The organism is uncultured Polaribacter sp. (genome assembly GCF_947501385.1).
In the GTDB taxonomy this organism is placed as follows: Bacteria; Bacteroidota; Bacteroidia; order Flavobacteriales; family Flavobacteriaceae; genus Polaribacter.
In genome coordinates this window covers 74,152-100,988 of sequence record NZ_CANMVP010000009.1, presented here as the reverse complement: position 1 = coordinate 100,988, position 26,837 = coordinate 74,152, and the positions used below count along the sequence as shown (strand labels likewise).

25 protein-coding genes and 2 pseudogenes are annotated in these 26,837 nt (G+C 32.4%); 20 read left to right on the top strand and 7 right to left on the bottom strand.

Features of this window, described 5'->3' with window-relative positions; translation table 11 throughout:
• Window positions 1-79 precede the first annotated feature (79 nt).
• The 7 genes and pseudogenes from Q0998_RS07700 to Q0998_RS07670 all read left to right on the top strand — a co-directional run bounded on the left by Q0998_RS07700 (window position 80) and on the right by Q0998_RS07670 (window position 8,125).
• Window positions 80-2,908 (top strand): glycosyl hydrolase, encoded by a 2,829-nt coding sequence (locus Q0998_RS07700; RefSeq protein WP_299668449.1) that lies wholly within the window; start codon window positions 80-82, stop codon window positions 2,906-2,908.
• Between the two features lie 55 nt (window positions 2,909-2,963).
• Window positions 2,964-3,380 (top strand): annotated as a pseudogene (locus tag Q0998_RS07695) (SRPBCC domain-containing protein).
• A 6-nt stretch (window positions 3,381-3,386) separates the two neighbouring features.
• Window positions 3,387-3,998, top strand: coding sequence for a hypothetical protein (locus Q0998_RS07690; RefSeq protein ID WP_299668446.1), 612 nt, complete (start codon window positions 3,387-3,389; stop codon window positions 3,996-3,998).
• Between the two features lie 216 nt (window positions 3,999-4,214).
• On the top strand, window positions 4,215-4,889 hold the full coding sequence (locus tag Q0998_RS07685) for a succinate dehydrogenase cytochrome b subunit (protein ID WP_299668443.1): 675 nt from the start codon (window positions 4,215-4,217) through the stop codon (window positions 4,887-4,889).
• Window positions 4,890-4,901: 12 nt separating this feature from the next.
• Complete coding sequence (locus Q0998_RS07680; RefSeq protein WP_299668440.1) at window positions 4,902-6,899, top strand: fumarate reductase/succinate dehydrogenase flavoprotein subunit; 1,998 nt, start codon at window positions 4,902-4,904, stop codon at window positions 6,897-6,899.
• A 39-nt stretch (window positions 6,900-6,938) separates the two neighbouring features.
• Window positions 6,939-7,316: a four helix bundle protein gene (locus Q0998_RS07675; protein WP_299668438.1), complete on the top strand. Its 378-nt coding sequence runs from the start codon at window positions 6,939-6,941 to the stop codon at window positions 7,314-7,316.
• Between the two features lie 68 nt (window positions 7,317-7,384).
• On the top strand, window positions 7,385-8,125 hold the full coding sequence (locus tag Q0998_RS07670) for a succinate dehydrogenase/fumarate reductase iron-sulfur subunit (protein WP_299668436.1): 741 nt from the start codon (window positions 7,385-7,387) through the stop codon (window positions 8,123-8,125).
• Window positions 8,126-9,257: 1,132 nt separating this feature from the next.
• Here Q0998_RS07670 and Q0998_RS07665 read toward each other — a convergent pair.
• Complete coding sequence (locus Q0998_RS07665; protein WP_299668433.1) at window positions 9,258-10,418, bottom strand: hypothetical protein; 1,161 nt, start codon at window positions 10,416-10,418, stop codon at window positions 9,258-9,260.
• A 362-nt stretch (window positions 10,419-10,780) separates the two neighbouring features.
• Here Q0998_RS07665 and Q0998_RS07660 point away from each other — a divergent pair.
• A pseudogene (locus tag Q0998_RS07660) lies at window positions 10,781-11,020 on the top strand (succinate dehydrogenase/fumarate reductase iron-sulfur subunit); the annotation flags it as partial.
• Between the two features lie 421 nt (window positions 11,021-11,441).
• Here Q0998_RS07660 and Q0998_RS07655 read toward each other — a convergent pair.
• Window positions 11,442-12,230 (bottom strand): AAA family ATPase, encoded by a 789-nt coding sequence (locus Q0998_RS07655; RefSeq protein WP_299668430.1) that lies wholly within the window; start codon window positions 12,228-12,230, stop codon window positions 11,442-11,444.
• 94 nt (window positions 12,231-12,324) lie between these two features.
• Between Q0998_RS07655 and Q0998_RS07650 the strand changes: the two genes are divergently transcribed.
• The 4 genes from Q0998_RS07650 to Q0998_RS07635 all read left to right on the top strand — a co-directional run bounded on the left by Q0998_RS07650 (window position 12,325) and on the right by Q0998_RS07635 (window position 13,525).
• The gene (locus tag Q0998_RS07650) at window positions 12,325-12,567 is read left to right on the top strand and encodes a hypothetical protein (protein WP_299668428.1); all 243 of its coding nucleotides are present in this window, start codon (window positions 12,325-12,327) and stop codon (window positions 12,565-12,567) included.
• Complete coding sequence (locus Q0998_RS07645; protein WP_299668426.1) at window positions 12,567-12,845, top strand: type II toxin-antitoxin system RelE/ParE family toxin; 279 nt, start codon at window positions 12,567-12,569, stop codon at window positions 12,843-12,845. The genes Q0998_RS07650 and Q0998_RS07645 overlap by 1 nt, the downstream gene beginning before the upstream one ends.
• 171 nt (window positions 12,846-13,016) lie before the next feature.
• Window positions 13,017-13,214 carry a hypothetical protein gene (locus tag Q0998_RS07640; protein ID WP_299668424.1) on the top strand — a complete coding sequence of 66 codons (198 nt, stop codon included), beginning with the start codon at window positions 13,017-13,019 and terminating at the stop codon, window positions 13,212-13,214.
• Window positions 13,202-13,525 carry a hypothetical protein gene (locus Q0998_RS07635; protein ID WP_299668421.1) on the top strand — a complete coding sequence of 108 codons (324 nt, stop codon included), beginning with the start codon at window positions 13,202-13,204 and terminating at the stop codon, window positions 13,523-13,525. The genes Q0998_RS07640 and Q0998_RS07635 overlap by 13 nt, the downstream gene beginning before the upstream one ends.
• Window positions 13,526-13,528: 3 nt before the next feature.
• On the opposite strand, the gene Q0998_RS07630 is transcribed toward Q0998_RS07635, so the two are convergent.
• Window positions 13,529-14,164, bottom strand: a complete 636-nt coding sequence (locus tag Q0998_RS07630; RefSeq protein WP_299668419.1) for a ribonuclease H family protein — start codon at window positions 14,162-14,164, stop codon at window positions 13,529-13,531.
• Complete coding sequence (locus tag Q0998_RS07625) at window positions 14,157-14,729, bottom strand: phosphoribosylglycinamide formyltransferase (protein WP_299668417.1); 573 nt, start codon at window positions 14,727-14,729, stop codon at window positions 14,157-14,159. Before Q0998_RS07625 ends, Q0998_RS07630 begins: the two co-directional genes overlap by 8 nt.
• 171 nt (window positions 14,730-14,900) lie before the next feature.
• Here Q0998_RS07625 and Q0998_RS07620 point away from each other — a divergent pair, with 171 nt between their 5' ends.
• The 5 genes from Q0998_RS07620 (at window position 14,901) to pyk (ending at window position 19,136) form a co-directional block, all read left to right on the top strand.
• Window positions 14,901-15,137 (top strand): acyl carrier protein, encoded by a 237-nt coding sequence (locus tag Q0998_RS07620; protein ID WP_004569249.1) that lies wholly within the window; start codon window positions 14,901-14,903, stop codon window positions 15,135-15,137.
• 12 nt (window positions 15,138-15,149) lie between these two features.
• Window positions 15,150-16,403: a beta-ketoacyl-ACP synthase II gene (gene fabF, locus Q0998_RS07615; protein WP_299668413.1), complete on the top strand. Its 1,254-nt coding sequence runs from the start codon at window positions 15,150-15,152 to the stop codon at window positions 16,401-16,403.
• Between the two features lie 3 nt (window positions 16,404-16,406).
• Window positions 16,407-17,144: a ribonuclease III gene (gene rnc, locus Q0998_RS07610; RefSeq protein WP_299668410.1), complete on the top strand. Its 738-nt coding sequence runs from the start codon at window positions 16,407-16,409 to the stop codon at window positions 17,142-17,144.
• A gap of 92 nt (window positions 17,145-17,236) precedes the next feature.
• On the top strand, window positions 17,237-17,707 hold the full coding sequence (locus tag Q0998_RS07605) for an IPExxxVDY family protein (RefSeq protein WP_299668407.1): 471 nt from the start codon (window positions 17,237-17,239) through the stop codon (window positions 17,705-17,707).
• A 1-nt stretch (window position 17,708) separates the two neighbouring features.
• On the top strand, window positions 17,709-19,136 hold the full coding sequence (gene pyk, locus Q0998_RS07600; protein ID WP_299668404.1) for a pyruvate kinase: 1,428 nt from the start codon (window positions 17,709-17,711) through the stop codon (window positions 19,134-19,136).
• Window positions 19,137-19,467: 331 nt separating this feature from the next.
• On the opposite strand, the gene Q0998_RS07595 is transcribed toward pyk, so the two are convergent.
• Window positions 19,468-21,774 carry a M20/M25/M40 family metallo-hydrolase gene (locus Q0998_RS07595; RefSeq protein ID WP_299668401.1) on the bottom strand — a complete coding sequence of 769 codons (2,307 nt, stop codon included), beginning with the start codon at window positions 21,772-21,774 and terminating at the stop codon, window positions 19,468-19,470.
• Window positions 21,775-21,880: 106 nt separating this feature from the next.
• Here Q0998_RS07595 and Q0998_RS07590 point away from each other — a divergent pair, with 106 nt between their 5' ends.
• The gene (locus Q0998_RS07590; protein WP_299668399.1) at window positions 21,881-22,348 is read left to right on the top strand and encodes a CBS domain-containing protein; all 468 of its coding nucleotides are present in this window, start codon (window positions 21,881-21,883) and stop codon (window positions 22,346-22,348) included.
• A 1-nt stretch (window position 22,349) separates the two neighbouring features.
• Here the strand turns inward: Q0998_RS07590 and Q0998_RS07585 are convergent, their stop codons facing one another.
• On the bottom strand, window positions 22,350-22,703 hold the full coding sequence (locus Q0998_RS07585) for a hypothetical protein (protein ID WP_299668396.1): 354 nt from the start codon (window positions 22,701-22,703) through the stop codon (window positions 22,350-22,352).
• A gap of 180 nt (window positions 22,704-22,883) precedes the next feature.
• Between Q0998_RS07585 and ssb the strand changes: the two genes are divergently transcribed.
• Window positions 22,884-23,222, top strand: coding sequence for a single-stranded DNA-binding protein (ssb, locus tag Q0998_RS07580; protein ID WP_299668393.1), 339 nt, complete (start codon window positions 22,884-22,886; stop codon window positions 23,220-23,222).
• Window positions 23,223-23,563: 341 nt separating this feature from the next.
• Here ssb and Q0998_RS07575 read toward each other — a convergent pair whose 3' ends face one another.
• Window positions 23,564-25,099 carry an arylsulfatase gene (locus Q0998_RS07575; protein WP_299668390.1) on the bottom strand — a complete coding sequence of 512 codons (1,536 nt, stop codon included), beginning with the start codon at window positions 25,097-25,099 and terminating at the stop codon, window positions 23,564-23,566.
• Window positions 25,100-25,494: 395 nt separating this feature from the next.
• On the opposite strand from Q0998_RS07575, the gene Q0998_RS07570 reads away from it, so the two are divergent.
• Complete coding sequence (locus Q0998_RS07570; protein WP_299668387.1) at window positions 25,495-26,619, top strand: leucine-rich repeat domain-containing protein; 1,125 nt, start codon at window positions 25,495-25,497, stop codon at window positions 26,617-26,619.
• Window positions 26,620-26,837 lie beyond the last annotated feature (218 nt).

The window sequence follows — 26,837 nt, the reverse complement described above, 5'->3', positions numbered from 1 at the left end:
GTAACCAATCCGATACTAATTTCTTTGATATTAATTTTACAAACTGTAATTTCATCAATTCAAACCAAACTTTAATTTTATGAAATCTATTTTTCAGCTTTTAATGATGCTTGTTTCTGTAACTTTTCTTGCACAAACACCTACCCATTCAGAAACCATTCAACAATCTTTAGCAAAGAAATCTCAAATGATGAATGCTTCATTGGTAAAAAATGTAGCATTTACCAATATCGGGCCCACAGTAATGAGTGGTCGTGTGGCAGATGTTGCTGTAAATCCAAAGAATACAACCGAATTCTATGTGGGTTATGCGTCTGGAGGTTTGTGGTACACAAATAATAATGGAACCACTTTTACGCCCCTTTTAGACAGTTCACCAACACAAAATGTGGGTGATATTGCCGTAGATTGGAATTCTGGAACGATTTGGGTAGGTACAGGAGAAAAAAATTCTTCACGTTCTTCCTACGCAGGAATTGGAATGTTAAAATCTACAGATAAAGGTAAAACATGGACGAATGTTGGTTTGCCAGATGCTCACCACGTAAGTAGAATTCTCATCAATCCAAATAATTCTGATGAAGTAATTGTTGGTGTCATAGGTCATTTGTATTCTTCAAATGAAGAAAGAGGAATTTTTAAAACAATTGATGGTGGAAAAACTTGGACAAAATCTTTATTCATAAATAATGATACTGGAGTTATTGATGTTGCTTTTGCTCCAGAAAATTTTAATATAATGTATGCTGCTTCTTGGGAAAGAGCGCGTAAAGCATGGAATTTTGATGGCGATGGAAGCAATTCTGCAATTTATAAAAGTACAGATGCAGGTTCTTCTTGGACAAAAATTGCTGATAAAAGCGGTTTTCCAACAGGAAACGGTGTTGGTAGAATAGGATTGGCTGTTTTTAACGAAAATACAGTCTATGCGTTGCATGATAGTCAATTTAGAAGACCAAAAGACGCAGCTAAAAAACCGTCAGACGATTTGACAAAAGAAGATTTTAAAACAATGTCTGCTGCAGACTTCTTAAAATTAACAGATAAAAAATTAAACACCTATTTAAAGAATAACGGATTTCAAGAAAAATATAGAGCCGAAAATGTAAAACAAATGGTACGTGTTGGTACTGTAAAACCTATAGATTTGGCAAGTTATTTAGAAGATGCCAATGCCATGTTGTTTGATACACAGGTAATTGGTGCAGAGGTTTTTAAAACTACAAATGGTGGTTTGTCTTGGAACAAAACACACGACAACTTTTTAGACGGTGTGTATAGTTCTTATGGTTATTATTTTGGTGAAATAAGGGTCGATTTGCAAGATGAAAACGGCATTTACGTGATGGGAGTTCCTATTATAAAATCGAAAGATGGTGGAAAAACATTTACATCTATTAGTAAAGAAAATGTACATTCAGATCATCAAGCACTGTGGGTAAACCCGAATAAATCGGGTCATATTTTAAATGGAAATGATGGTGGTTTAAATCTTTCTTATGATGATGGTGAAAATTGGATCAAGCTAAACGATCCTGCTGTTGGGCAATTTTATTCGGTATACGCAGACAATCAGAAAAATTATAAAGTCTATGGTGGTTTGCAAGATAACGGTGTTTGGGTTGCGCCTAACAATGCGAGAATCAATAAAAGTTGGCAACAATCAGGTCAAAATCCGTATGAATCTATTATGGGTGGCGATGGTATGCAAGTGCAAGTAGATGATAGAAATCCAAATATTGTGTATACAGGCTATCAGTTTGGAAATTATTACAGAATCAATAGAGAAACGGGCAAGAACGAATACATTCAGCCAAAACATGCTTTGGGTGAAACTCCTTACAGATTTAACTGGCAAACACCCATTCATTTATCGAAACACAATCAAGATATTTTATATTTAGGTGGAAATAAATTGCATCGTTCTTTAAATCAAGGGGATGATTGGGAAACCATTTCAGAAGATTTAACAGCTGGTGGAAAGAAAGGAAATGTTGCGTATGGAACTTTAACGTCCATTTCTGAAAGTCCGTTTCAGTTTGGGTTAATTTATGTAGGTTCAGATGATGGATACATCAACATAACGAAAAACGGTGGCGGAAGTTGGTCGCGAATTTCTAACAACTTACCACAAAATTTATGGGTTTCAAGAGTCATTGCTTCAGCACATAAAAAAGAACGCGTATATGCAACTTTAAACGGTTACAGATTTGATGATTTTACAACCTATGTGTATGTTTCTGATGATTACGGACAAACTTGGAAAAATATTGGCAGTAACATTCCAACAGCACCAGTAAATGTCATTAAAGAAGATCCTGCAAACGAAAATGTGCTGTATGTAGGAACTGATAATGGACTCTATGTTTCTTTCAATCAAGGAAATTCTTGGGAAGCGTTTCGTAAAGATTTACCAAATGTTGCTGTGCACGATTTGGTGATTCAGCCAACAGCAAAACATTTAATTGTAGGAACACACGGAAGAAGTTTATACAAAGCAGATATTGCTGCGCTTCAATTAATGAATGATGAAGTTCTAGGAAGATCAATGCATGTTTTTGCAATAAATAATATTAGAAAAAGCGAAAATTGGGGACGTTCTTGGAGCCAATGGAGAGATGCTTTTACACCAGAGATTAAAATTCCTTTTTACTCAAATTCAAGTAGAAAAATAACGATTGATGTTTTTAGTGATGACGTAAAAGTAAATGCTATTTCTTTTGATGCAGACAAAGGATATAACGAAGCACTATTTGATGTTTCTTTCTCTAAAAAAGGAAAAAGAGCTTTTGAAAAAGCAAACCAAAAAACCGAATTAAAAGAAGCTAAAAATGGTGTGTTTTATTTACCAAAAGGAAAATATATGGTAAAAATTGGGGATGTAGAAAGTACGTTTGAAATAAAGTAGTAATTATAACGTAGCCCCTAAAGGGTTCCAAACCCTTTAGGGGTTATAAAAGTCAATGTGTTATGGAAACAAAAAAATAGAAATTTCGGTTGATAAACCCATCGAAAAAGTTTGGGAATTTTGGACGCAACCAGAACACATCACAAAATGGAATTTTGCTTCAGATGATTGGTATTGTCCAAATGCTGAAAATAATTTATGAAAAGCAGGTAAATTTTCTTCAACAATGGCCTCAAAAGAGGGTAATATGAGTTTCGACATTGGTGGAACTTATACTAAAGTTGTTGCGCATAAATTGATTGCCTATACTTTAGATGATGGCAGAAAAGTGGAAGTAAAACTTATAGACAAAGGGCAAAAAACAATAGTTGAAAACATTTTTGAACCTGAAAAAATGAATCTAGAAGACATGCAGAAATCAGGTTGGCAAGCTGTATTAAATAATTTTAAAAACTATTCAGAAAATCAGTAATTATTTATGAAAAAACACCTTCCCATGCTTTTTTTTACAGTAGCTATTTCTGTAAACGCACAATCTGATTTTAAAAACTTTCTAAAATTATCTGGTCCTATAAAGAGATGGGTGCTATTTCATCCGTTCAAAGCAAAAACATCTCTAAAAATTTCTAATGAAACCAATAAAGTAGCAGATTCTATTAGAAATACAAATTTACTAGATGGAGACGCAGCTGGCGGACAAGTAGATGCTTTTAGACACGCTTATTGGATGGCAAGATTGCGTCAAGAAATCGGTAAATCTTCTGCAAAATCTTTAGGAAAAGCACATGAAAAAGATAATTATATAACGTACAAAAAATTGAAGCTAGAAGATGGTTTTGTGCCTGATGAAATTTCATCAGAAATGGATTTGCATAATAATGATGAGGGTTTAAAGCTGATAAAGAGAAGAAGTAAAACGCCAAGAAATAGCTTAATTTATAAAATTATAAATGCAATTAAACAAGGAAAAATGAAAATTATCAAAAAAGATAAGAAAGGCAATTTTTTAACTTGTGAGGGTAAAATTATCCCTAAAAAAGAACTCAAAGGGAAGTGGAAAAATAACAAGTGTTTAGTGGCTTCAAACTAAAAAATTCTACGATTTTTTTGATAAGCATTCAAAGATTCTACTCAAAAAAAGAGATTAGTAAAGCTATCAGTTTTTAATGCATTACTTCGTGATTTTTAAAAATTGTGCTTTACTAATTTAAAACTGTTCTAAATACGAACGAAAACGTTGTAATTTCTTTGCTTTGGCATTTGTTTAGCCGTATTTTTGTTGTTAAAATTTTAACCAATTTATACAATGAGCGGATTTTTCAAATCTTCAATTGGAAGAAAGGTAGCAATGGCGCTTTCAGCGTTTTTTCTGATGTTCTTCTTACTTCAGCATTTATCAATAAACATTTTATCGGTTTTTAGTCCAGAACTATTCAATGAAGTGTCACATTTTATGGGTACAAATCCTATAGTTCAATTTGCATTACAGCCTGTCTTAATTTTTGCGGTGGTGTTTCACTTTGTGATGGGTTTCATTTTAGAAATTAGAAATTCGAGAGCAAGAAAAGTCTCGTATGCTAAAAATAACGGTGCTGCAAATTCAAGTTGGATGAGTAGAAACATGATTTGGAGTGGAGTTACCATTTTAGCTTTTATACTATTACACTTTATCGATTTTTGGTTTCCAGAAATCAATACAAAATTTATTCAAGGAGATTGGTCAGGAACAATGGAAGGAGTTGAAGGTTTTCGTTATCATGAAGAATTGGTTCATAAATTTGTGAATCCAATTAGAGTTGGAGCGTATGTTTTAGCATTTGTGTTTTTAGGTTTGCATTTGGCGCACGGCTTTACATCAGCATTTCAATCTGTAGGAGCAGCTTCTTTAAGAAAAAAATTAGATAATTTTGGTAAGGCTTATGCAATTATAATTCCAGCAGGTTTTATTTTTATTGCACTTTACCATCACTTTAACCATTAATCTTATAATATTATGGCTTTAGATTCAAAAGTACCACAAGGTCCACTTAAAGAGAAATGGACAGAGTATAAAAATCATATCAATTTAGTAAATCCTGCTAACAAACGTCATATCGATGTAATTGTTGTAGGTACAGGTTTGGCAGGTGGTTCTGCTGCTGCAACGTTGGCAGAATTGGGCTACAATGTAAAAGCATTTGCATACCAAGATTCGCCAAGAAGAGCGCATTCTATTGCAGCACAAGGAGGAATTAATGCCGCAAAAAATTATCAAGGAGATGGCGATTCTACCTATAGATTATTTTATGATACCGTAAAAGGTGGCGATTATCGTTCGAGAGAATCAAACGTATATAGATTGGCAGAGGTTTCTGCAAATATCATCGATCAATGTGTGGCACAAGGAGTTCCTTTTGCACGTGATTATGGTGGTTTGTTAGACAACCGTTCTTTTGGTGGAGTTTTAGTTTCTAGAACTTTCTACGCAAAAGGACAAACAGGTCAGCAATTATTATTAGGTGCATATTCTGCAATGAACAGGCAAATTGCGCGTGGAAAGATTGAAATGTTCAATCGTCATGAAATGTTAGATGTGGTGGTGGTTGATGGAAAAGCTCGTGGAATTATTGCACGTAATTTAGTTACAGGAGAAATCGAACGTCATTCTGCACATGCAGTTGTAATTGCTTCTGGTGGTTACGGAAACGTATATTTCTTATCTACCAACGCCATGGGTTCTAACGTAACTGCAGGTTGGAAAGTGCATAAAAAAGGAGCCTATTTTGCAAACCCTTGTTATACACAAATTCACCCGACATGTATTCCTCGTTCTGGAGATTATCAGTCGAAATTAACATTGATGTCTGAATCTTTAAGAAATGATGGTAGAATTTGGGTCCCAAAACATTTAAAAGATGTTGAAGCAATAAAAGCAGGAACATTAAAACCTATGCAATTAAAAGAAGAAGATAGAGATTATTATTTAGAAAGAAGATATCCTGCATTTGGGAATTTGGTGCCCCGTGATGTGGCATCGAGAGCAGCAAAAGAACGTTGTGATGCTGGCTATGGTGTAAATGCAACTGGTGAAGCGGTCTATTTAGATTTTGCTGCGTCTTTTGTTCGTTATGGAACAGAGCAAGCGAAGATTCATAATATTGTCAATCCTTCGGAAGCAAAAATTAAAGAATTAGGTCAAGAAATTGTACGAGCGAAATATGGAAATTTATTTCAGATGTACGAGAAAATTGTAGATGAGAATCCGTATGAAACACCAATGATGATTTATCCAGCAGTACACTATACCATGGGCGGTGTTTGGGTCGATTATAATTTGATGACGACGATTCCTGGCTGTTATGCAATCGGTGAAGCAAATTTCTCTGATCACGGCGCAAACAGATTAGGAGCTTCTGCATTAATGCAAGGTTTAGCTGATGGATATTTCGTTTTACCTTATACAATTGGAGATTATTTAGCGGATGATATTAGAACTGGAAAAATTTCAACAGATACTCCAGAATTTGAAGCCGCAGAAAAAGAAGTGTCAGAAAGAATTCAGTTTTTTGTCAATAATAAAGGAACACATTCTGTAGATTATTACCACAAAAAATTAGGAAAAATTATGTGGGATAAATGTGGAATGTCTAGAAATGCTGAAGGTTTAAAAACAGCCATTGAAGATATTTCTGCTTTAAGAAAAGATTTCTGGGAGAATGTAATTGTTCCTGGTAATGACCATGAATATAATGAGCAATTGGCAAAAGCAGGTAGAGTTGCAGATTTCTTAGAATTAGGAGAGTTGTTTGCAAAAGATGCTTTGGTGAGAGAAGAATCTGCAGGAGGACACTTTAGAGAAGAATATCAAACACCAGACGGAGAAGCAAAGAGAATAAAAGAATTTCAATTTGTTTCTGCTTGGGAATATAAAGGAGAACCAAAAGATGCTGTTTTACATAAAGAAGCATTGGTTTACGAGAATATAGAAGTAAAGGAGCGTTCGTATAAATAGTTTAGTTATTAAATTATTTTGTAAATTAAGTTATTTAGGTTGAGTAGTTTTAAATCTTTTGAAGAACTGTCTTGTTGGAAAGAAGCAAGAAACTTAATATTATTTGTAAAAAATAATATTATTATCAAACTGCCAAATAGTGAAAAGTACGCATTAATAGATCAGATTAAAAGAGCTGCAAGGTCTGTTGGAAATAATATTGCTGAAGGTTATGGAAGATTTCATTTTCAAGAGAATATTCAGTTTTGTAGAATTGCCAGAGGTTCACTATTTGAAACTTTAGATCATGGAATTATTGCTTTTGATGAAGGTTATGTTTCATCAGAAAATTTAACAGAATTAAGAACAATACACAATAAAACGCTTTTGATTTTAAATGGATACATTAAGTATTTAAAAAATCAAAAGTTAAAGTAAAAAAGAGAGGCTTATTTAGTTTTTTACAAAAATAACTGAATAACCAATAACAAAATAACTCACAAACAATGAACTTAACACTTAAGATTTGGCGTCAAGTAGATGCAAACGACAAAGGTAAAATGGTCGATTATAAAATAGCTGAAATTTCAGGAAGCATGTCTTTTTTAGAAATGATGGATGTTTTAAACGAACAATTAGTAAACGCTGGTGAACAACCCGTTGCTTTTGATCACGATTGTAGAGAAGGAATTTGTGGAATGTGTTCTATGTATATCAATGGAGAAGCACATGGACCTGATAGAGGTGTAACAACTTGTCAGTTACATATGCGTATGTTTAAAGACGGCGATACAATTACAATTGAGCCATTTAGAGCTGCTTCTTTTCCAGTAATTAAAGATTTAGTAGTAGACAGATCTGCTTTTGATAGAATACAGCATGCAGGTGGATATATTTCTGTAAATACCTCAGGAAATACCCAAGATGCAAACTCAATTCCTATTTCTAAACATGCAGCAGACGAAGCAATGGATGCAGCAACCTGTATTGGTTGTGGTGCTTGTGTTGCAAGTTGTAAAAACTCTTCTGCAATGTTATTTGTAGGTGCGAAAGTATCTCAATATGCTTTGTTACCACAAGGGCAAGTAGAAGCTGCAGATCGTGTTAAAAACATGGTTGCACAGATGGATTTAGAAGGTTTTGGAAATTGCACAAATACAGGTGCTTGTGAAGTAGAATGTCCTAAAGGAATTTCTTTAGACAACATTGCAAGAATGAACAGAGAATTAATGAAGGCGTCTGTTTAATATTTTTTAATGAGTTGTCATGCTGAACTCGTTTCAGTATCAGATATATAATAAAAAAGAGAACCAAACGTAAGAAGTTTAGAAGAAGAGCCTGTAATTGGTCATTTAAAAACAGATCATCGTATGGAACAGAACTATCTAAGTGGTAAAAACTCACCACAAATTAATAAAGCCTATTAATTCTAGCTCGCTAGAAAAGTAACTAGAACTCGGCGGAGATATAACTACAACTCTTCAGAGAAGTAACTAGAACTCGGCGGAGATGTAACTACAACTCTTCAGAGATGTAACTAGAACTCCGTCGCGTTGTAAGCATAGCGTTTAGGCCTTGTGGGTACTGGGCGTAGAGTAGCCCTACCGAGCTTCCTAGAGAGAAAGCCAACGTTTATGCTATTAACGAAGAAAATAAACTTAGGGTACAAAAAGTACTGCAGTATGCTGGGAACAATCCCAGGGCCATTCCCACACATGTAGACATGGCAGAACTCAATCGAGATAACACCTCCCGTTTGCTGTTAGATGGTTGGAGAGATCAGATTAAACACATTCTTACCGATGCCTAACACACTAAAATACTATTAGATTACGATGTACACCAAAGCTATTTAACCATTTACCGCCATATGCGTTACCTAGCTAAAGAAAACGTAGTAGGTATGACCGCCATTTATAACGACTTAAAACAATTTTTCCCTGGTGATGGCAGTACACCAGCATCTGAAGCAACAGCTAACTCTTAAAAGAGTAAAAAGACATAACTTATATGGATAATTATAGAGGGGTCGATAGGTTCTGGACGGGGTATCGATACGTTCCGAACGAGGGGGCAATAGGTCTCAGAGGAGGTGTCAATAGGTTCTGAACCAGGTGTTAATACGTCTAAGATAGGGTGTAGATAGGTTCTAAAATAGTTATAGATGTGCCTCGAAAGGATGGGTAGTAGGTTCCTAAAAGGGTGTGGATGTATTCTAGAGTGGTCATCGATGGGTTGGAGTTGGTGACCTCTAAGAGTGAGTACCAGCTGTTCTTGTAGCGGGTTATTAGAGCTATTGGAGGCTTTGTTTATCTATTTCAGAGAGAAGCAATGCTCAATGTTACTAAAGTTTAAGTGTTAAATTTAAATACTTAAAGGTTAAAAATGATATCCTAACCAAACGGCAAAAGTACTTGGATCATAACTATAATGTATAGATTGAGTATAGGTGCCAAAAATCTGATAGTAGGCTCCTAATTCAAATTTCTTTTTATAGAGTCCGATTAATTTTAATTGACCTGAAAACCAACTATTGCCCATTGGCGTATAATCTTCAATCACAATATCTTGTGGCGCTATTTGATGGTATTGATTTTTACTGTAATTAGAAAAATTATAGCCGATACCTACTCCAGTTAAAATGTCTAAAGGTTCTTTATTGGTTAGCTTATATAAAAAAGAAAACACAGGGGTTATATTAGATTGCTTAAAATCGTATAAAATTTCTCTTGTTGGGAAAGATCTTGTATTTATAGATTTCCCTTGAAAAGACACCGAAGTATAGTTTACTTCTAATCTAAAAGACATTTTTTGTCTCTGCCCACCAGTTAATTGAATACCAAAACTAATATAAGGCATGGTGGTAGATTCAAATATTAAACCATCTAAATAAGAATCTCCTTTAAGAGTAAGTGTGGAAATGCCCGCCCCGGCTGATATAAAGAAAGAGGGCTTTGTTTCTGCTTTTGGCAAAGTACTAGAGGCAGGCAAACTAATCGCGGTGTTTTTTTGGGGTCCATAATTGTTTAAACGTCTTACAATATCAATGAGGTCTTTTTCACTATATTCAGAATTATCTATTGCTTTTAAAAGTGCATCATCAGCTTTTACCTTCATTGCATAGGCTTTAAGCATAGGAATATACATTTTTATTCTATTATTAGGGTATTTCAGTTTAATATAGTCTGCTTCCTTTTCTTTAATATAAAACTGATTGGTTCCGTCGTTCAATTGATAAAGACTCATCACATCACCTCTTACCAATTCTCGCATCCAAGTATATTCTGGAGAAGAAACTCCTAACTCATTAGGTTTATAAAGCACTCTGCGTCTATAAGCATCCATCCCTAGAATTTCAAAATACAATAGTTCAGAAACACTATAAACTTTTGGTATTTTGTTTGTTCCAAAGTAAAATTTTATTTTTTTAGGATTGTATTCCCAAGCCTTATATTTAATAAAACCATGCAGGGTGTCTCCACGATGTAACACAACAAAACCTTTTTTATTAAGTGATTGAGCACTAAGTGTTGTACTCATAATTATAAAGACAAAGACGGAAAAGAAATGGTAAATTTTCATGTTTAACATTTTTTTTTGGGGTGTTAAATTAGTTGATTCTTATATTTTTTATACTTGCCGATATCATTTAAAGAATAAAAAGACCTACTTGCTTTTAAGGATACAATATATAATTTTTAATTAAAAATTAAATTTTTTTTCTGTAAAGTAACATTTAGTATACAGTTGGTTAGGTGGTAATGGAAGCAATAATTAGAATGCTTGTAAATGTTTGGAGTAAAGAATTTATATTGCAATAACAAAGAAATTACATCATCACAATTATCATTTTACTAACCTAAAGTTTAATGCTCTTCTGTGACGAGTAACGATAAGAGTAAGCAAGTAAAAAAAGTAGTTCTGCAATGTTATTTGTAGGTGCGAAAGTATCTCAATATGCTTTGTTACCACAAGGGCAAGTAGAAGCTGCAGATCGTGTTAAAAACATGGTTGCACAGATGGATTTAGAAGGTTTTGGAAATTGCACAAATACAGGTGCTTGTGAAGTAGAATATCCTAAAGGAATTTCTTTAGACAACATTGCAAGAATGAATAGAGAATTAATGAAGGCATCTGTTTAATATTTTTTTAATGCAGCTGTCACACTGAACTTGTCGAAGTGTAAATTACACAAAACCCAAAACTAAATTTAGTTTTGGGTTTTTATATTCTAAAAAATGTTAATAGAAGAAATAAATAGTTTTAAATAAAATAGGGTTTTGTTAGTATTAAGCTTCTTGAGAAGATATTTTAAGGAACTTATCTTTTATACAAAACCTTTATTCTACCAAGAATTATTATGTTTAGTATTGGGTATAATTTATAGGTTCCAGTCCTCAGTCTCCAGTAGGCAGTTGTAGTGTTCATTAAAGGTATTTACTAAAACTAAAACCTGTATACTAAAAAAATTTACTAGAAATTTTAAAACTAACAAATATTCTAAATCAAATAACAATCTTGACTGCTTACTGCTTACTGCTTACTGAAATACTGCCAACTATTTTACAAATGCCTCAAATAAGCATCAGGGTTATTCAAAAAAGACTTGGTAATTGTGTAATGTTCAGTATCTTCTAATTCCGTTTTTTCCATACTGTTTTCTGTGATTTCAAAAATAGAAGCTTCAGGAAAGGCCAATAACATTGGTGAGTGTGTAGCGATTATAAATTGAGAGTTGTGAGTTTTTAAGTGATTTTTAATAAAAGCAATTAATGTCAACTGTTTCGCTGGAGATAGTGCTGCTTCGGGTTCATCGAGTAAATAAATACCTCTTGTATTTATCATTTCGTTCATGATATGAAGATAAGCTTCACCATGAGAAAACGCATTGAGTTCTTGTCCGAAATTTCTTCGCATCTGCCTCAATTGATAATTGGCACTTTCTTTCATTTGCGCTATAATATGGTTTGGAATGTCTTCGCCAAAATCGCCCATTTGATTTTCAATCGTCGCACCAACTCGATGTACACTATTTAAATAATCGCCAAAATCTTCTGCTCTAAAAAAGAAACCTACAGAACGCTCTATTTGCCAAGTTAATTCTAAAAAAGGCAAAAGTGTTTTTGCAGCATCAAAACTGTTTTTTGCATAACTACTGCCATCCATGTGTGGTAATTGCAATCGACAAGCAATGGCTTCTAATAATGTTGATTTTCCAGAACCATTTTCGCCAACTAAAAAAGTTACTTGATTAGAAAGATCTAAATCTTTAGCATATTTTATAGCAGGAATGTCATACGGATATGGATGTGTCCGATTTGTGTTTATGTTTAATGTTGATAAGTAAGGCATTTGTTAAATTGTTATAAATTGTATCTGAGTTTAATGAGATAATTAAAATCTCGTATAATTTACGTATATTTATCGTAATAAAAGCAGAATTATCATGGATAAAAAAAGAAAAGAAGTCGTTTTAGACCAAGAAACACTTTCTCTTTTAGAATTTAAAGCAAAAAAAGAAGGTCGTAATTTAAAAAATTATATGGAACATATTCTAAAAGAGAATGCTTATGCTTTTGAACCTTTGGAAGAATATAAGATTATGATGGATAAAATGATTAAAAATCATAATGAAGAAAAAATCAATTATACGCCCTGGAGTGCCATTAAAAAAGATTTACTAAAATAATGGCTTATGAAGTTATATTTAGTGACGAAGCTAAATTAGATATCAAAGAAACACGAGATTTCTATGCTGTAGTTTCTTCTAATCTATTACTAAAATTTGATACAGAACTTATCGAAACTGTAGAACGGATAGAGCTCAATCCAGAGCATTTTCAACAGCATTATCATAACATCAAAATAGTACATACAAAAAAATTTCCTTTTGGAATTCATTATTTAGTTGAAGACAATACTGTTTATATACAGCGATTTTTGCACCAAAAAAGATTTTATAAGTAATTTTTCAACTACAAACTGTAAGTGTTTACTGTAAACTAAAACTACTTCCGCCCAAAATGTGCAAGAATTTTAAACGTAATGAAATAGCTTAGTTTTCTAATAACTCAGGATTCTATTATTTTGATTCTAAACCATAAAATAGTATCTTTAATAAAAATTTTACCAGTAATTATGACTTTAGTTATTAAGAAAAAAACAATTATAGATTGGATTTCATCTATCGATGACAAAGATATTGTAGATCAAATTTTTGAGTATCAAAAATTAAAAACTAAAAGTTTTAAAAAAGAGATTGAAAATGCCATTACTATAGATGAGGTAAAAGAACAAACAGATGAGTATATTAAATCTTTAAATTGGAAAAAGTAAAGATTTACTACAAACCAGAGGTTGTTAACTATATTAATGCATTAGTTTTTGAGCTATATGAAAAAGAATACTTTGGCTTTTTAGAGAGTGCTATAAGCTATAAAAATAATATTTTAGATTATATTGAAGCGAATATTTCAACATTTCCCACAAAGTTAACACCTTTGTCTAATGCATATTTAGGTAGCTATTATATGTTTTATCTAAGCAATAGAAGAACTACTTGGTATATTTTCTTTGAAAAAGAAGACAATACGTATTTGGTAACATACATTTCAAATAATCATAATCGTATTTCTAATAGAATGTAGATGCTATTTCCGCCCAAAATCTGCAGGAATTTCTCCCCAAGCTTTTGTTTCCCATTTTAGAATTGGATTTTTAACCGTGTTTTCTTTTAGCCAATTTTCGGCTCTTTTTATCAATTCTAATAAATCTTTGTTAGAAGCATCAAATTGAATGTTGGTTTTACATCGTTTCTGTTGTACCCAACTCATGGCAATTCTAGAATCAGAATAAATAGGAATGTCTTCTTTTTTCTTACTTTTTAAAAGCGCAATTCCATGCACCAAAGCTAAAAACTCACCAATATTGTTGGTGCCTTTTTTATAAGGACCTTTTCTAAAAATTTCTTGTTTGTTATGAGTCAGAACACCTCTATATTCCATTTTCCCAGGATTTCCAGCACAAGCAGCATCTACAGAAATACTTTCTAAATTGGGTGCACCGTATGTTGCTTTTTCTGAAGCTGTTAGTGTAGGTTTTTTGGTGTTTTTCGCTTTATAATCTTCGTATTTTTTAGAGAAAGCTATTTCAGCTTCATTTAAATCTGCAAAAGACTTGTATTGTGCGCCGTCAAAACCATCAACTTGTTTTTTACAGACCTTCCAAGAGGTATAAATTCCTTTTTTGTGCCCGTTCCAAACTACATAAAACTTTTTTTTACTCATTGGTCGCTAGAATTACTTCTTCTATTACTTGTGGAAAATACCGTTGCTCTAAAACATGAATTTTCGTAGCGATTGTTTCTGGCGTATCTTGAGCCGTTAAAGCGGTTTTTGCTTGAAAAATGATGGCTCCTTCATCATAATTGGCATTTACATAGTGAATTGTAATGCCCGTTTCAGTTTCATTGTTCTCTTTTACTGCATTATGCACATGCATTCCATACATTCCTTTTCCGCCATATTTTGGCAATAATGCTGGGTGAATATTCATAATTTTCTTAGGAAAAGCAGCAATGACTTTCTCGGGAATTTTCCATAAAAAACCAGCAAGAACGATGTAATCTGCTTCTTTTTTTAGGATATTTAAGACGGTATCTGTCGTAATAAAATCGTTTTTATTGAAATGTAAACAGTTGGTATTTAGTTTTTTACACCTTTCAAATACTTTGGCATGTTCATTGTTACAAAGCACATTAGTAACCTTAGCGGTTTTAGTGTGATTAAAATACTTAATAATAGCTTCTGCGTTCGATCCAGAACCAGAGGCAAAAATAACAATACGCTTCATATCTTCATTTCTAAGCTACAAAAAAAAGAATAATTATTAACAAACCGATTATTTTACGTGAAGATTAAATTATTTTCTTTACATTTAATAATCATTTTCAGGGCAAATATTAGTTATAATTAATAAGATTTGTATTTTTGCCCAGATTTAAAATTTAAAATTAAAAAAATTATGTCAGACATTGCATCAAGAGTAAAAGCGATTATCGTAGACAAATTAGGCGTTGACGATAACGAAGTAACAACAGAAGCTAGCTTCACAAATGATTTAGGAGCAGATTCTTTAGATACTGTTGAGTTAATTATGGAATTCGAAAAAGAATTTGATATTCAAATTCCAGATGACCAAGCTGAGAACATTGGAACAGTTGGTCAAGCAGTTAGCTATATAGAAGAAGCAAAAAAGTAATATTTATAGTATATGCAATTAAAACGAGTTGTAGTCACTGGACTTGGAGCACTAACGCCCATAGGAAATAATATCTCAGCATATTGGAATGCTTTAGTTAACGGAGTTAGCGGAGCCGCGCCTATAACGCATTTTGACGCTTCCAAGTCCAAGACTCGTTTTGCTTGTGAAGTAAAAAACTTTAATCCTACAGATTTTATCAATAGGAAGGATGCTCGTAAAATGGATAAATTTACGCAATATGCAATGGTAGCTTCAGATGAGGCAATTGCAGATTCGAAATTAGATCTAGAAAGCATAAATAAATTACGAGTAGGTGTTATTTGGGGAGCTGGAATTGGTGGTTTAGAAACTTTTCAAAATGAAGTTTTAGATTATGCTGCTGGTGATGGAAGTCCTAAATTCAATCCGTTTTTTATTCCAAAAATGATTGCAGACATTGCACCAGGTCATATTTCCATTAAAAACGGATTTATGGGACCAAACTATACAACAGTATCGGCGTGTGCATCATCGGCAAACGCTATGATAGATGCGTTAAACTATATTCGTTTAGGATATTGTGACGTTATTGTTACAGGAGGTTCTGAAGCTGCAATTACTATTGCTGGCGTTGGTGGTTTTAGTTCTATGCAAGCTTTATCATCTAGAAATGAGAGTCCAGAAACTGCTTCAAGACCATTCGACGCAAGTAGAGAAGGTTTTGTTTTAGGAGAAGGAGCAGGAGCTATTGTTTTAGAAGAATATGAATACGCCAAAGCAAGAGGCGCAAAAATTTATGCAGAAGTAATTGGAGGCGGAATGTCTTCTGATGCGTATCACATTACGGCACCACATCCTGAAGGAATTGGCGTAATTGCTGTGATGAAAAACTGTTTAGAAAATGCCGGTATTAAACCTGAAGATGTAGACCACATCAATACTCATGGTACTTCTACACCACTTGGAGATGTAGCTGAATTAAAAGCCATTTCTGAAGTTTTTGGAGATCATGCAAAGCATATCAACATTAATTCTACAAAGTCTATGACCGGTCATCTATTAGGTGCTGCTGGTGCTGTAGAGTCTATTGCTTCTATTTTGGCAATGAAACATGGTATTGTACCACCCACAATTAATCATCAACATATAGATGAAAATATTAATCCGGCATTAAACTTAACCTTAAACAAAGCTCAAAAAAGAGAAATTAAGGTGGCTATGAGTAATACTTTTGGTTTTGGAGGTCATAATGCATGTGTAGCTTTTAAGAAACTAGAGGATTAGCCTATGAATTTTATTCGTAAAATAGTGAAATCTCATTCTCAAGAAGATGAAGAACTACATAACGAATTAAAAAAACTACTCAATTTTTCCCCAAGAAAAATTAACAAATATAAAAAAGCTTTTACCCACAGATCTGTTCAAATGTTAGACAGAAAAGGGATTCCTATTAATTATGAAAGATTAGAGTTCTTAGGAGATTCTATTCTAGGTTCTGTTATAGCGGCTTATTTATATAAAAAAGTTCCAGAAGGTTCAGAAGGTTATTTAACGCAAATGCGCTCTAAAATTGTGAGTCGAAAGCATTTGAATGAGCTTGGTAAAGACTTAAATTTAATTCGTTTTGTGAAGAGTAATATCGATCAAACAAACGTTGGTGATAATATTCATGGCAATATTTTTGAAGCATTAATTGGGGCTATTTATTTAGACAAAGGCTATAATTTTTGTCAAAAATTTATTTATCATAACGTCATTGTTCCTTATGTTGATATCGAAAAACTAGAAGGAAAAATTACAAGTTACAAGGGCTTAATCATAGAATGGTGCCAAAAACAGAAAAAGAAATATATATTTGATACTTATGAGGATTCAGGAAATGATCCTATAAAACATTTTAGTGTTAAAATAAGTATAGACGGCGAGCAGATTGCCAAAGGAAGAGCTACTTCTAAGAAAAAAGCAGAAGAACAAGCTTCCAAAAGGGTGTACTACGCATTCCAAAATCAAATCTCTTTAGAGTAAAACGATAACGTTTTCGTTAAAATAACTTACAATACTCATAAACAATTAGTAATTTAGCAGTATTAAAAACACTAAGAGTAAATTTACAATGTATGCAAATTCATGCTTTAGGTTTAGACGATTTTTGTGAAGATGAGTATTCTTTAATAGGTATTCACACAGCATTAGAAGATTATAAACTGGCATATTTGCTAAATAAAAACTTAAACACACACTTTTCTAAATCTCAAAAAAATTTAGAATTTGAGAACGATACAAACAAAGCATCGTTTTCTATCTATAATTTTACCAGTAAAAAATACGACTTTGAGTGGTTTTTAATAGCCAATAGCTTTAAAAGAGAAAATCAAACAGAATCAAACGAATTATTGTTAACTACAGAAACAAAAACATACTTAATTCCAGAAAAGAAAAAGGTAGATTTTTTTATAAAAATTTCTGGTGAAGTAGCTTTTGATTTTGTAGTAAATACAATACATAAAATTAAAAATATTGAACAGATTATTACCTCTTATTCAATAGATAAAAACACCTTAAAGTCTAAAGACTTTTTAATATTTTAATATGATAGATTACAAAAAAACAAAAATAGTAGCAACACTTGGGCCCGCAACTGACTCTAAAGAGATTTTAACAGATTTAGCAAAAGCAGGTGTAAATGTTTTTAGGATTAATTTTTCTCACGCAGCGTATGAAAATGTTAAGAAGACTGTAAAAACAATTAGAGAGATTAATGAAGAGAATAACTTTAATGTTGCCATTTTAGCAGATTTACAAGGGCCTAAATTACGTGTAGGTGTTATGGAAGATGATGTTGTTTTAGAAGACGGAGATACCTTTACATTTACTACAGAAAAATGTATAGGTACCAAAGAAAAGGCATTTATGACCTATCAACGTTTTCCAAAAGATGTAAAAGTTGGAGAACAAATTTTAGTAGACGATGGTAAATTATTATTCGAAGTAATTTCTACAGATAAAGACAAAGCGGTAGTTGTAAAAACAATTGTTGGTGGTGCTTTAAAATCAAAGAAAGGTGTAAACTTACCAAACACGGCAATTTCTTTACCAGCACTAACAGAAAAAGACAAAGAAGATGCAATTTTTGCATTGAGCTTAAATGTAGATTGGATGGCACTTTCTTTTGTAAGAACGCCAGAAGATTTAAGAATGTTACGCGATCTAATCGATCAACACTCAGATTATAGAGTTCCTGTAATTGCAAAAATAGAAAAGCCAGAAGCTGTAGCAAATATAGATTCTTTAATTCCTTATTGTGATGGTTTAATGGTTGCACGTGGAGATTTAGGTGTAGAAATACCTATGCAAGACGTTCCATTAATTCAGAAAAAATTAGTAAGACGTGCAAAAAGAGCAAGAATTCCTGTAATTATTGCAACGCAAATGATGGAGACCATGATTGATAATTCTGTACCCACAAGAGCAGAAGTAAATGATGTTGCCAATTCTATTATGGATGGTGCAGATGCTGTAATGCTTTCTGGAGAAACATCTGTTGGTAAACATCCCATACGAGTAATTCAAAAAATGGCAGAGATTATTGCGAGTGTAGAAAACTCTAGAATGATTAAAGTACCACACGAAGCACCACATATTAGAACCAAGAGATTTATTACAAAAGCAGTTTGTCATCACGCAGCTTTAATGGCAAATGATATCAACGCAGAAGCCATTTCTACATTAACCAATAGTGGCTATACAGCATTTCAAATTTCTGCTTGGAGACCACAATCTAAAATTTTAGCATTTTCATCAGAAAAAAGAATTTTAGGAAAACTAAATTTACTTTGGGGTGTAAAAGCTTTTTATTATGATAAGAATTTAAGTACAGACGATACCGTTGTAGATATCAATAGAATCTCTAAAGAAAAAGGGTATGTGAAAGAAGGTGATTTAATGATTAACCTAACCTCTATGCCAGTGGAAGCTAAGGGAATGGTAAATACCTTAAGAGTCTCTGAAATAGAGTAAAAATACTTTTAAATAGACGTATAAAGCATTCTGATTCTTTCAGGATGCTTTTTTATTGTATGAAATTTTTGCATTCCGATAAGCTTTTCTGTATTCTCGAGTACGATATTATTACGTTAGATTTATTTTCGTTCAACAATTAAGTTTTACTCTTAAATCTTCTCAGTTTTATTGGTAATTGCAAGTATCAATTAATCTTCAAAATATCAATCTAGCCTGTTGAAGATTATTTTACAGCAACTTTAGTACTACGATAAGCTCTTCCGAAATTTAGAAAGTGATACAAGGATAGTTTATTGTTAAAAGTAAAAATAGATGCTTCCCAAGTTTTTTAAAATTTAACAAAATCTAGTTTTGTAGTAATAATAATTGCATCATTTGTAACAAATGGCATGGGCATCATTGCTGCTGTTCTTGGTATAAGGTTAAAGTTTTTATTCGTTAATAAATCATAAGAAATTTCATTTAGAATCAGATCTAATTTCTGGTCTAAATTTATAGTGAAAGAAAGTGTCACCTCTTTGTCGGTATTTCCAAAATGATACATTAAAAAAGTACCCTTTTCTAACTGATGTTTTTTACCAGAATTCACCAAAACATCGTTTACTTTAAACTGATACAAAGTCAGTTTGTTACTAGTGATAAACTCTAATTTGTTAATTTTTCTTTCAGGAGAAACTATGATTTCTAAAAAACGTTTATTGCCAATAATAGTATCTAATTCAGTACTAATTCCTGAAGAAGGAATATTTTTGAAATCAGTTTTCTTATGATATTTGAAACGAGTATTGTATTTGCTTTTGGTTTCCGCATTTTTAATACCACCTTTTGTAAAATCGTCTTTAAAAACCTGCTCGGTATACCTGTCTAAAGTAGTATTGTATGTTCCAAAATAGGCTGTTTTGTCTTCAGTATTCTGAATGTAAACAATGCTATTTGGCTTTTTATTTTCTATGGAAAATCCGCTATTATATGTGGCAATCCCAAAAAAGACAATTGCTAAAATTCCTGTCCATTTTTGTGTCCAAAAAGATTTCTTTTGGTGAAAGGATAATAGCATCAATCCAAAAACCAGTACTATAAAAATAGCGCTTACAAATAAAATTTTTAAGCCTAAACCTACAGGAAACATTTTTACTAAAGGTGCAAAAATATACAACGTAGGTATTGATAAAATAGTGAACAAAATACGTTTAGACTTTACATCTAAATTCAGAAAAATAGCAATGGCAAGAATTAAAAGCGCGCATATTACAGGAATTATAAAAAACCCAGCTCCTTTTAAAAACACACCAATTAAGATGTTAATAACCAGCCAGAAAAAAATAGGCGCTATTAATAAATTGGTTGTTTTTTCTTCTTTAGAAGTCTTTCTATAAATAGTAAAAAGCAACCATAAATTCAAAAAGACGAAAGCCGCAATGTATTGATAGCCATTGTAGGTAAATCCCTGTAAAATATCATTGTAATGTGGATGAATTACGAGTAGTAACTTCCATAATCCAAAAGAAATTCCACCGCATAAAATCAACGAAACTAAAAATGGAATAAAACTTTTAAGAGCTCCTTTTATAGTAATCTTATTTAAAGAAAAGCCAAAGAATAATAGTATTAAAAAGACAATGCTACAAATAATTGTCATAGGTAACACCCAAGAAAAAGGATAGCTTATCATTTTAATGAACGGAAAATTTACATAGACATCATCTTCATCAGAATGTAATTGAGACAAATCTGAATTTGAAAAATAATTTAATGAGGTTGTTACATAATCTGCTTGATGCAAAAGTGTTTCTCTGTCTAAACGCTCATAAGAATCTTGTGCTGTATGGTAGTCAAAATGATCTCCAATAAAGGCAAAATTGAATCCGTTGATATTCGCATCTTCTCTAAAAACAGTTAAATCTGTATCATTTGGTAATTTTTTATAGATAGCATACATCAAAGAATTCGCAGCAGGAAAATTGGGTTTGGTCGCCATAAACTCAGTCAAAAGCTTGCTATTTTTTCCATTCGTTTCCATAAGTACATAACTTGGGCCACCACTTCCTCTTGCTTCAAAATTTAAAACCAAGCCAATATTTTTAGTCCAAGGATGATGGGCTACAAAAGCTTGTGCGCCCAATAAACCAATTTCTTCAGCATCAGAAAATAAAATAATAATATCATTTTTTGGTGTTTCGTCTTTGGCTAAAAAGGCTCTCATTCCTTCTAAAATAGTCACCACACCAGAACCTGCATCACTCGCACCAACTGAAGAATGTGGGTTAGAATCATAATGCGTTAGTAGCATTAATGCCTTTTCAGATTCAGAACCTTTTAATTTGGCGATGATATTTTCTGCTGTGCTTGCAGCAAACCATTTTTTATTAAATGCTGTTTGGGTTTGAATCTCAGTTTCAAAACCCATTTTTTGTAATTCTGCAACAATATAATTTTGAACTTTTTTATGATTTTTAGAACCAGTATAATGTGCTTCTTTAGAAATATTTTTTAGATGGTGAAGTGCGTTGTCTATGGAGAAATCTGTTTCCGCTATTTTTTTATTTGAAGATAAAGAAGGTTTTAAATCTGCAAAACTCCAATAAATAACTCCTAAAATAATGAGTATAGAAACAATGGTAGAAAATCTTTTCATCAAAAAAAATATTTCTATAAATGTAAGAAATAAAAAAAACTTTTATCAAAAAGTTGAACGATAGAGAAAATTTGGTAACTTTAGTTCCAACTAAAAAACGAATATTATGGGTATTAAGAGCTTTCAAGGAAAAAGAGATACAAATCAGGCAAAAGCCAAAGAGCAAATTTTAGTGGCAGATTATATGACCACGAACTTGATAACTTTTAAGGCAGAAGATTCTTTAGATCATGTAATTTCTCAATTAATTACTTATAAAATTTCTGGTGGACCTGTGGTTAATAATAAAAATGAACTGATTGGTATTATCTCTGAAACCGATTGTATCAAACATATTTCGGAAAGTAAATACTACAATATGCCTTCAGACACCAATAATACGGTGGGAAAATATATGGTGAGAGATGTAGATACCATTGATAAAAACATGAATATTTTTGATGCTGCTTTTAAGTTTATTAGTTCTCATAGAAGAAGATTTCCTGTGATAGAAAACGGAAAATTGATTGGGCAATTGAGTCAGAAAGATGTTTTAAAAGCTGCCATTAAAGTAAAAGGTAATACATGGAAATAGTTTATCGTTCTTTCCGAATCAACAAAAAAGTTTCATTTTCTAAAGGCAGATAGCCTTCATCATAAATATAAAAATAGGTGTTACCCGTTTTTGTCTTATAGATAGAAGTAAAGAATTGAAAGTCGAAACCTTGGTTATATAATTGGGTTCTTGTTACTTTTGTTTTTCCAGAAACATTTAAATCAGCTAAAATTTTATAATTTTTTCTTAATCGGTTATTAATATTTCTGATAAGATTTTTGCTGTCTTTATTTACACGATTATTATAGGCATTTCTACAATAATCTGAACAGAATTTCTTATCTACTCTACCTTTTACCGTTTCGTTACACTCTAAACATTCTCTAGTTTCCATTGGGCAAATATACAATAATTTATCCGTTTACAAACGACTACAAATAATTACAACCGAAAGTAATTGTTTTGTAACCGAATAAAACTTGCATGCTGTCGCAACTTTGCAGTGTCAAAACGAATTGACAAAAAACAAATTATAAACTTGCATTCAAATAAAAAATGCATAAAAACTTATCTTATGAATACGTTAAGAAACAAAGTACAGTTAATTGGTAGATTGGGTCAAGACCCAGAGATAGTAACTTTCCAAGACGGAAACAAAATGGCAAAATTTTCTATGGCCACAGATGATAGTTACAAAGACAAAGCAGGCAACAAAATAGAGCGTGCTTATTGGCACAATGTTGTTATAAAAGGTGGTTTGGTTACTGTAGTAGAAAACTATGTAAATAAAGGGCAAGAAATTGCTGTGGAAGGAAAACTAACCAACAGATCTTATGATACAAAAGAAGGAGAAAAAAGATATGTTACTGAAATTTTAGTAAATGAATTGCTTTTATTAGGAAGTAAATCTTAGGGGAGAATGCTATTTTGAAAAAGATTAAAAAGGTTGTTTTATAAAGCAACCTTTTTTTATTCTATATTCTGTTCCATTCAAACAAAAGAACAGAAATATATTTTATAAAATCACATTTATTTTCAAAGTAAAAATAATACCAATAACCCTTTTGTTTAAGAATAATTTACAAAACCATTTTGAGTCTGTATTTTGACTAATTAATGACTCTATTGTTAGGTAATCTATAATTTAATTTCATGCATAACTAATTTAACCAATAGAATTCCTCGAAGCTTTCTTTGGGTGTAGCGTAAAGATATGTAGCTTTTTTTTTATTCTTTTAAAAGGTTATTAACTTTTTATATTTTCTGAATTCTTTGCCCTCTTAATGATTCGAATATCTCTATCATTTCGTCTAATTTTTTAGGATTAGATGTTGCTAAATTATTTAACTGTCCTATATCTTCTTTCAAATGATATAATTGAAACTCTGGAATAACCCCTAAATCTATCCCAACTTTTTTATTATATCGATTGCCTTTATAAGGAGGAATCATTAACCAGTCGCCGCTTCTTAAGGCTGTCTTGGATTGTGCTTCGATAATTAAGTGGGCTCTTCCTTTGTCTGACTTCCCCAAAAAAGTACTTAACAAATCTTTACTATCTGTAGCTAGTTCTGAAGTTCCTGTTAAGGTTGCCAAAGATGATAATAGATCAATTTGGCAAACAATTGCATCTGAAACTGCAGGCTGAATTGTTCCTTTCCAATACGTAATAAATGGCACTCTAGTGCCTGCTTCTAACAAACTATATTTTCCTCCTCTTAAGCCTCCTTTTGGATTGTGCTTTCCTAATTTTTCAACGGCATCATCATCGTAGCCATCGTTTAACACAGGGCCATTATCACTAGAAAAAATGATGAATGTATTTTCTAAAATTTCTGCTTCTTTTAAAGTTTTCATCAATTCTCCGATACACCAATCTGCTTCTAAAATTACATCTCCCCTTGGACCCATTCCAGATTTTCCTACAAATCTTGGATGTGGTGTTCTTGGCACGTGTGGTTGTTGCATCGCATAATACAAAAAGAATGGTTTTTCTTTATTTGTCTTTATATAGTCTTGGGCTTTGGCTAAAAAATAGTCAGCCATTTTTGTATCTGTCCATTTTGCCGCTTCGCCACCTTTCATATACCCAATTCTTGGAATTCCGTTTACTATGCTATTATTATGACCATGATGCCATTTCATGGTTACCAGTTCTGGATTTGAAATTGCGGTGGGTTCTCCCTCAAAATTCTTTTTGTAATTCACTTGAATAGGATCATTTTTATCCAATCCTACCACATGTCCATCTTCTATATAAACGGTGGGTACTCTGTCTTGGGTTGCCGCTAAAATATAGGCATCGTCAAAACCCACTTCATTTGGGCCTGGAGATATTTTCTCATTCCAATTAACATTTCCTTTTCCTAAACCCAAATGCCACTTACCTACAACACCCGTTTGATAACCTTGCTTTTGCAACAGTTTTGGTAAAGTTTGCTGCGTTTCGCTAATAATTAAAGGTGCAGAGCCCGATAAAATTTTCGCACTCTTATTTCGCCAAGGATACACTCCAGTTAGCAACGCATATCTACTTGGTGTACAAGTAGCTGATGTGGCATAGCCGTTCGTAAATTTAATCCCACCTTTAGCTAAAGCATCTATGTTTGGCGTTTGCAATGCTGTTGCGCCATACGCACTTACATCTCCATACCCTAAATCATCTAAATAAATGACAACAATGTTTGGTTGCTTAACAGTATTGATTGCTGCTTTTCTATTTTGCTTACAACTCCATAATAAAACAAAAGAGAACATAAAGTACTTAAGAAAGTGTTTTTTAATTGGCATAAGGTGAAATATATGGTATAAAAATATTTAAATGAATCTAAACTTATGGATACTTTTCGCTCTATTGTAGGTGAATAATGTAAACTATAGTTAAATATTCATTGGCTTAGGGTTTGTTTTTTAATTTGTCCATCTCTGCAAAAAGTAATAAGGGCATTCTTTTATGTTCGTACAATAATGATTAAAAAATTAGAGTTGAAAAAAAGAGGAAAATTGGTTGTTCAATAGTATTTAAGTCTTATAAAAAATCTAGTGGTTTTTTTTAATGGTGAAGTGCATATTGCAACATTTATCCCCTTATTTTGATACAAATGACAGCAACTGTACTTAAGCTTTTATTGTAATTTGCTAATAAATAAATAAATAAAATTATTAACCTAAAATCTTTAATTAAAATGAAAAAAACGTTACTATTATTTATTACTCTACTTACGATTACGGTAACCAATGCACAACTTGTGGCTGGTGATACTTTTGAAGACTCATTATATCAGTATTCAGTTTCAACTGCCGCTGAAGCAGGGTCTCCAAATACAGTTTCAATTATAGGTACTGTTGATGGTGCTACCATACCAAATGATTTGGTAATCCCAGTTTCAGTCACTCACGAAGGTGTTGAATATACTATAAAATTTATCGCCAATGGAGCTTTTAGTGGAACAGCTATTACATCCTTGGTCGTGCAAGGAGATGCAGTTCCTGGAAACCAAGCTTTCTTTAATTGTGCTAGTCTTACTAGTGTGAGTTTTCCTGTAGCTACGGGTGATCTAGGACGACAAGCTTTTAGAAATTGTACTGCACTTACTAGTGTTAGCATTCCTAATATAACATCACTCAACGTACAAACATTTAGAAACTGTACTGCTCTTGAAAACATTGATTTACCAAGTGTATCTAAAATTGGATTAGGAATTGGAGAAGGATTGACTTTTTGGCAATCTGCAGCTCTAAAAACAGTAAATATGCCTGTTATTGACTCTATCTATGTTGGCGCTTTTAATGGAACAGGACTTACTTCTATCACACTTCCTGCTTCATTAGATTTTCTTGATGAAACAAATTATAATATGTTTAGAGGTATTTCAACTTTAGCAGAAGTAATTGTTGAAAGTCCTACACCTTTGCCACTTACATATAACCCAGCCGGAGATGCAGGAGTAAATTCAATATTTAATACCGCACTTTCAACTGCAACTTTAAAAGTTACTGGCGCAGAAAATGTTGCTGCTTATCAACAAGCTGATGTTTGGAAAGATTTTAGTGGTTTTGCTTTAGGTGTAGAATCTCAAGAACTAATCGCTGTAAATGCTTATCCAAATCCAGTTAAGAACAAATTATACTTTCGTTCAGATGATGTTGATTCTGTTGAAATTTACAATATTTTGGGTGCTAAAATAAGTTCACAAAAAGTGGTGAACGGTGTAGATGTAAGTTCGCTAAATAGAGGAATTTACTTGGTAAAAGCTAAAAACAATGAGGGCTTAGCGTTTAAAACCATTAGAATTTTTAAAGATTTATAGTAATCATTCTTTACAAACACTAAAGGAGTAATTTTAAATGAAGTTACTCCTTTTTTTTAATGTTTTTATTTGAGATTTTCCTAAGTTTAAAACCCTTCTAAATTTACTTTTTTCCATTTAATGCTTTATTCATATACCACCAACAAGGGATAGACATTCTTTGTAGCAATTCCCAACTTCCATTATAACAAACTAGAGTTTTTTTGTCTAAAACTCAA

What these genes read in the sequence shown, in the direction of transcription:
- Q0998_RS07605 (WP_299668407.1), top strand. Translation starts at nt 17,237, where the DNA reads ATGCAAATTCATGCTTTAGGTTTAGACGATTTTTGTGAAGATGAGTAT.
- Q0998_RS07640 (WP_299668424.1), top strand. Translation starts at nt 13,017, where the DNA reads ATGACTTTAGTTATTAAGAAAAAAACAATTATAGATTGGATTTCATCT.
- Q0998_RS07665 (WP_299668433.1), bottom strand. Translation starts at nt 10,418, where the DNA reads ATGAGTACAACACTTAGTGCTCAATCACTTAATAAAAAAGGTTTTGTT.
- Q0998_RS07650 (WP_299668428.1), top strand. Translation starts at nt 12,325, where the DNA reads ATGGATAAAAAAAGAAAAGAAGTCGTTTTAGACCAAGAAACACTTTCT.
- Q0998_RS07585 (WP_299668396.1), bottom strand. Translation starts at nt 22,703, where the DNA reads ATGGAAACTAGAGAATGTTTAGAGTGTAACGAAACGGTAAAAGGTAGA.
- Q0998_RS07595 (WP_299668401.1), bottom strand. Translation starts at nt 21,774, where the DNA reads ATGAAAAGATTTTCTACCATTGTTTCTATACTCATTATTTTAGGAGTT.
- Q0998_RS07700 (WP_299668449.1), top strand. Translation starts at nt 80, where the DNA reads ATGAAATCTATTTTTCAGCTTTTAATGATGCTTGTTTCTGTAACTTTT.
- Q0998_RS07620 (WP_004569249.1), top strand. Translation starts at nt 14,901, where the DNA reads ATGTCAGACATTGCATCAAGAGTAAAAGCGATTATCGTAGACAAATTA.
- Q0998_RS07645 (WP_299668426.1), top strand. Translation starts at nt 12,567, where the DNA reads ATGGCTTATGAAGTTATATTTAGTGACGAAGCTAAATTAGATATCAAA.
- ssb (WP_299668393.1), top strand. Translation starts at nt 22,884, where the DNA reads ATGAATACGTTAAGAAACAAAGTACAGTTAATTGGTAGATTGGGTCAA.
- Q0998_RS07670 (WP_299668436.1), top strand. Translation starts at nt 7,385, where the DNA reads ATGAACTTAACACTTAAGATTTGGCGTCAAGTAGATGCAAACGACAAA.
- pyk (WP_299668404.1), top strand. Translation starts at nt 17,709, where the DNA reads ATGATAGATTACAAAAAAACAAAAATAGTAGCAACACTTGGGCCCGCA.
- Q0998_RS07655 (WP_299668430.1), bottom strand. Translation starts at nt 12,230, where the DNA reads ATGCCTTACTTATCAACATTAAACATAAACACAAATCGGACACATCCA.
- Q0998_RS07690 (WP_299668446.1), top strand. Translation starts at nt 3,387, where the DNA reads ATGAAAAAACACCTTCCCATGCTTTTTTTTACAGTAGCTATTTCTGTA.
- rnc (WP_299668410.1), top strand. Translation starts at nt 16,407, where the DNA reads ATGAATTTTATTCGTAAAATAGTGAAATCTCATTCTCAAGAAGATGAA.
- fabF (WP_299668413.1), top strand. Translation starts at nt 15,150, where the DNA reads ATGCAATTAAAACGAGTTGTAGTCACTGGACTTGGAGCACTAACGCCC.
- Q0998_RS07590 (WP_299668399.1), top strand. Translation starts at nt 21,881, where the DNA reads ATGGGTATTAAGAGCTTTCAAGGAAAAAGAGATACAAATCAGGCAAAA.
- Q0998_RS07680 (WP_299668440.1), top strand. Translation starts at nt 4,902, where the DNA reads ATGGCTTTAGATTCAAAAGTACCACAAGGTCCACTTAAAGAGAAATGG.
- Q0998_RS07625 (WP_299668417.1), bottom strand. Translation starts at nt 14,729, where the DNA reads ATGAAGCGTATTGTTATTTTTGCCTCTGGTTCTGGATCGAACGCAGAA.
- Q0998_RS07575 (WP_299668390.1), bottom strand. Translation starts at nt 25,099, where the DNA reads ATGCCAATTAAAAAACACTTTCTTAAGTACTTTATGTTCTCTTTTGTT.
- Q0998_RS07570 (WP_299668387.1), top strand. Translation starts at nt 25,495, where the DNA reads ATGAAAAAAACGTTACTATTATTTATTACTCTACTTACGATTACGGTA.
- Q0998_RS07685 (WP_299668443.1), top strand. Translation starts at nt 4,215, where the DNA reads ATGAGCGGATTTTTCAAATCTTCAATTGGAAGAAAGGTAGCAATGGCG.
- Q0998_RS07630 (WP_299668419.1), bottom strand. Translation starts at nt 14,164, where the DNA reads ATGAGTAAAAAAAAGTTTTATGTAGTTTGGAACGGGCACAAAAAAGGA.